Genomic DNA, 3,482 nt, shown 5'->3' on the forward strand with positions numbered 1-3,482 from the left:
GCGCGACCGTCACCCAGAACGGAAGCAACAACGCCACCGGTATCCTGCAGTTCGGCAGCACGAACGGCGCGTCGGTCAGTCAGAACGGCGGGTTGAACCTCGCCTTCCTCGGCCAGGTGGGTCAATCGAGCAACACTGGCGCGATGACTCAGGTCGGCGGCTTCAATTTCTCAAACGTCACACAGATCGGTCATTAGTCTGGAGCGCGGATCCGAAGCCGTTCACATTCCGGAGCGTGGGAGGCCTATTATGAGATGGAGTTTTCAAGCTTCGATTGCTGCACCTCGAGGCGGTTGAGATTGGGAATGTAAATCGTCAAGTGCTGCCGATGCAGATCGAGTACGTCGGCTGGAGAGGCAGAGCGGACGTCTAGAGATGCCGGCACATCTCTGATTAGTCCGAAGCTATCCTTTCACAAGCGCCTAACCGGCGCTAATGGTGATTGGGATCCCATCCGATAATGCTGCAAAAATGGGCGTTCAGCGCCTCATAGCATTCGCAGGAGACCTCCTTCAGCCCGTCGACATCCAGGATTCGAATTTTGCCGTGCTGATAATCAACAAGTCCGGCTTGTTGCAGCCTTCTGGCGCTAAGCGTGACACTACTTCGATGCACTCCCAGTATTTGCGCCAACAGCTCCTGGGTAAGCGGCAGAAGGTCGCTGTCGAGCAGATCGCGCGCCTGCAGCAGCCAGCGGCTAAGCCGTTGATCCAGGTCATGCACGGCATTGCATGCCGCGATTTGCTGCGCCTGTGCCAGCGCCATTTCCTCGTGCCGGGCCAACAAGGCGCGAAACGCGTCACTCTCGGCCATCAACTGTTTGAACTTGCCAACATCGACGGTGGTGCCCGTCATATTGACATGGACGGTGGCGTCGTTGGTGAACAGGTTATCATCCAATGGTGCAGTGGCACCAACGACACTGTTGCGGCCGATCATTCCGGCTTCCACGACCTCTCCGCTGGAAAAGCCGACGGTGTATGACACTATTCCCGAATACGGAAAATAGATGCGCTCTAAAGCTTGACCGGTTCTCGACAAGCGCGTCCCGCTCGGATGATTCACAAGCTTCAAGAACGGGTGTAACATCCGCGCGTTCGTCGGCGGCAACGATTTCAAAAAATGATTTGGCGCATTCGTCAGTATCGATACATCGCCGTCGGGTGCATTGGCGTTGATTTCAGAGCTCATGTAACTTGCCCCGCGCTTTTTTAGATAATTAAATCATCAAATCCCGCGCCGCTTTGATCCACGTCAAAGTAGCGACGCTGATAAAATACGCGTCCGCCTAAACTAATGTCATACTCGAGGAGCAGTTAGAAGAGCAGATAATGTCGCAGGTTCGGTTTTCCGTAACGGATTGATCGTCCTTTCAGTGCTGGCCGAAATCGATCGGGACTGTCCCCTGCTAAGCGGCACTTTCGTCGCTGAACGGGTCAAGGGAATTTGTAACGGCAAGCGTCACGGCTATCTGCGTTCTGTTCTGCAGCCGATATTTGCGCATGATGTTGCCGATATGAGCACGCACGGTATGTTCGGAAATATTGAGTTCGTGCGCGATATTCTTGTTCTGCATTCCGCGCGCGATGAGCGTGATGAGTTCGCGCTCCCGCCTGGTCAACTGTGGCAATAAATTCAGGTCCATATTCATGACTGGGACTCCCTACAATTGACAGGCACCTAAGATTGGATCACTCGGATTTAAGCGCATCGATTGGATCAAGCTTGGATGCCCGGTAAGCAGGATAAAATCCGAAGATCAGTCCCGTTGCGGCCGAGAAACCGACCGAGAGCGCGATAGCCTGCATATTGATGGCGGTGACCCATCCGGCCATGCGTGCCACAGTCAGCGAGAGAATAATCCCGCAGAGCACGCCCATGGCGCCTCCCAGCAGACAAAGCACCATTGCCTCGCTCAGGAACTGAAGACGGATGTCGCGCATCCGGCCTCCCAGGGCGCGCCGAATACCTATCTCCCGCGTGCGCTCGATAACCGACACAATCATGATATTCATGATGCTGATGCCGCCGACGACGAGCGAAACCAGGGCTATCGCTGTCAGCAGCAGAGCTACCGTGCGAATGGCACCTTGCTGGGCCGCCATGGCGGCCGCGGGATCCTGTACCTGGAAATCGTCCTCCTGACCGGAGGGGATGCGGTGACGTTGCCTGAGGAGGTTTTCGATTTCCGCCTTTGCGCCGGCAAGCTGTCCGCCGGAGGCGGCCTTGGCGATGACGTATGCGACCGTGTCCCGGTTGATGCCGCTCGCGCTACCGAGGAAACGCAGCCGGGCCGTGCTCAACGGAACAAACAGCACGTCGTCCTGATCCGGCCCTTTGGCGTCCAGAACACCGATCACCTCCAGCGGTGTGTTTAGGACCCTGATCTGCGCGCCGATCGGGCTTTCGCCGGGCGATAGCAGCTCATGCGCAACGCGGTTGCCGAGAATGGCGACTTTTCCGGCGCCCGCTTCTTCGGCGGGCAAAAAATACCGGCCGGACGCCAATTCCCAGTCACGCACCGTGAAATGCGAGGCAGTCGTTCCGTTGATCGTTGTGTTCCAGTTCTTGTTCTCGTGGATGACCTGCGCGGCGCCGGCGATCGATCCCGCCGCGGCGCGGATTTCCGGAATCTGTTCAAGGATGGCCTGCACGTCGCCTTCAGTCAGCGTCAGCTTGGTTCCTGCTTTCAGCCGGACCCCGCCCTGGCGTACCGCGCCGGGATTGATCATCAGAACGTTCGCGCCGATCGCGCGAATCTGCTCTTCCAGCCGCAGCTGCGCTCCCTCGCCGATTGCAAGGACGATGACAATCGAGGCGACTCCAATCACGATGCCGAGCATCGTCAGAAAGCTCCGCAAAGGGCTTACGCGCAACGCACGCAATGCAATCCGAAGCGCCTGGAGTGCCGTCATATCCCCAGTGCCTCCTTCGGAGTTTGCGGAACAATGACGTCGTCAGCCACGACACGGCCGTCAAACAGGCGAATAATCCGCTTGCACTGTTCGGCGACCTTGTGGTCATGCGTGACGATCACAACCGTCTGGCCAATTTCGCCCAGAGCCCGAAACAGGCGGAGAACCTCGTCACCGGTGCGGCTGTCGAGAGCACCTGTCGGCTCGTCCGCCAGTATGATCGCCGGAGCACAGACCAATGACCGCGCGATCGCAACCCTCTGTTGCTCGCCGCCCGAGAGCTGCTTCGGGAAATGCCTTGCCCTGTGCCCCATTCCCACTGCCTGGAGACATTGTTCGGCACGACGCACGCGCTCCTTGCTGCCGACGCCGCTATAGACGAGCGGTAATGCGACATTTTCGATCGCATTGTGGCGGGGTAGCAGGTTGTACGACTGAAACACGAACCCGAGCTTGCGCGAGCGCAGCCTGGAACGCTGATCTTCCGACAGGTCGGCGATAGTCGCACCTTCAAGGTAGATGCGGCCTTCGCTCGGAGTATCGAGCAATCCGATCATGTGCATCAAC

The 3,482-nt window shown here is 57.8% G+C and carries 4 protein-coding genes and 1 pseudogene; 1 reads left to right on the plus strand and 4 read right to left on the minus strand.

Features of this window, described 5'->3' with window-relative positions:
• Positions 1-197: pseudogene (locus WB528_RS18185) on the plus strand (curlin); the annotation flags it as partial.
• 235 nt (positions 198-432) lie between these two features.
• Here the strand turns inward: WB528_RS18185 and WB528_RS18190 are convergent.
• From WB528_RS18190 to WB528_RS18205, 4 genes are all read right to left on the minus strand, one after another.
• Positions 433-1,191 (minus strand): Crp/Fnr family transcriptional regulator, encoded by a 759-nt coding sequence (locus WB528_RS18190; RefSeq protein ID WP_423889783.1) that lies wholly within the window; start codon positions 1,189-1,191, stop codon positions 433-435.
• 217 nt (positions 1,192-1,408) lie between these two features.
• Positions 1,409-1,651 carry a response regulator transcription factor gene (locus WB528_RS18195; protein ID WP_423889784.1) on the minus strand — a complete coding sequence of 81 codons (243 nt, stop codon included), beginning with the start codon at positions 1,649-1,651 and terminating at the stop codon, positions 1,409-1,411.
• Between the two features lie 40 nt (positions 1,652-1,691).
• Positions 1,692-2,915 carry an ABC transporter permease gene (locus WB528_RS18200; RefSeq protein ID WP_423889785.1) on the minus strand — a complete coding sequence of 408 codons (1,224 nt, stop codon included), beginning with the start codon at positions 2,913-2,915 and terminating at the stop codon, positions 1,692-1,694.
• Positions 2,912-3,482, minus strand: a 571-nt coding sequence (locus WB528_RS18205) for an ABC transporter ATP-binding protein (protein WP_423889786.1), incomplete at its 5' end; no start/stop codon positions are given. The genes WB528_RS18205 and WB528_RS18200, both read right to left, overlap by 4 nt.

Source organism: Bradyrhizobium sp. (genome assembly GCF_049586575.1).
Lineage (GTDB): Bacteria > Pseudomonadota > Alphaproteobacteria > Rhizobiales > Xanthobacteraceae > Bradyrhizobium.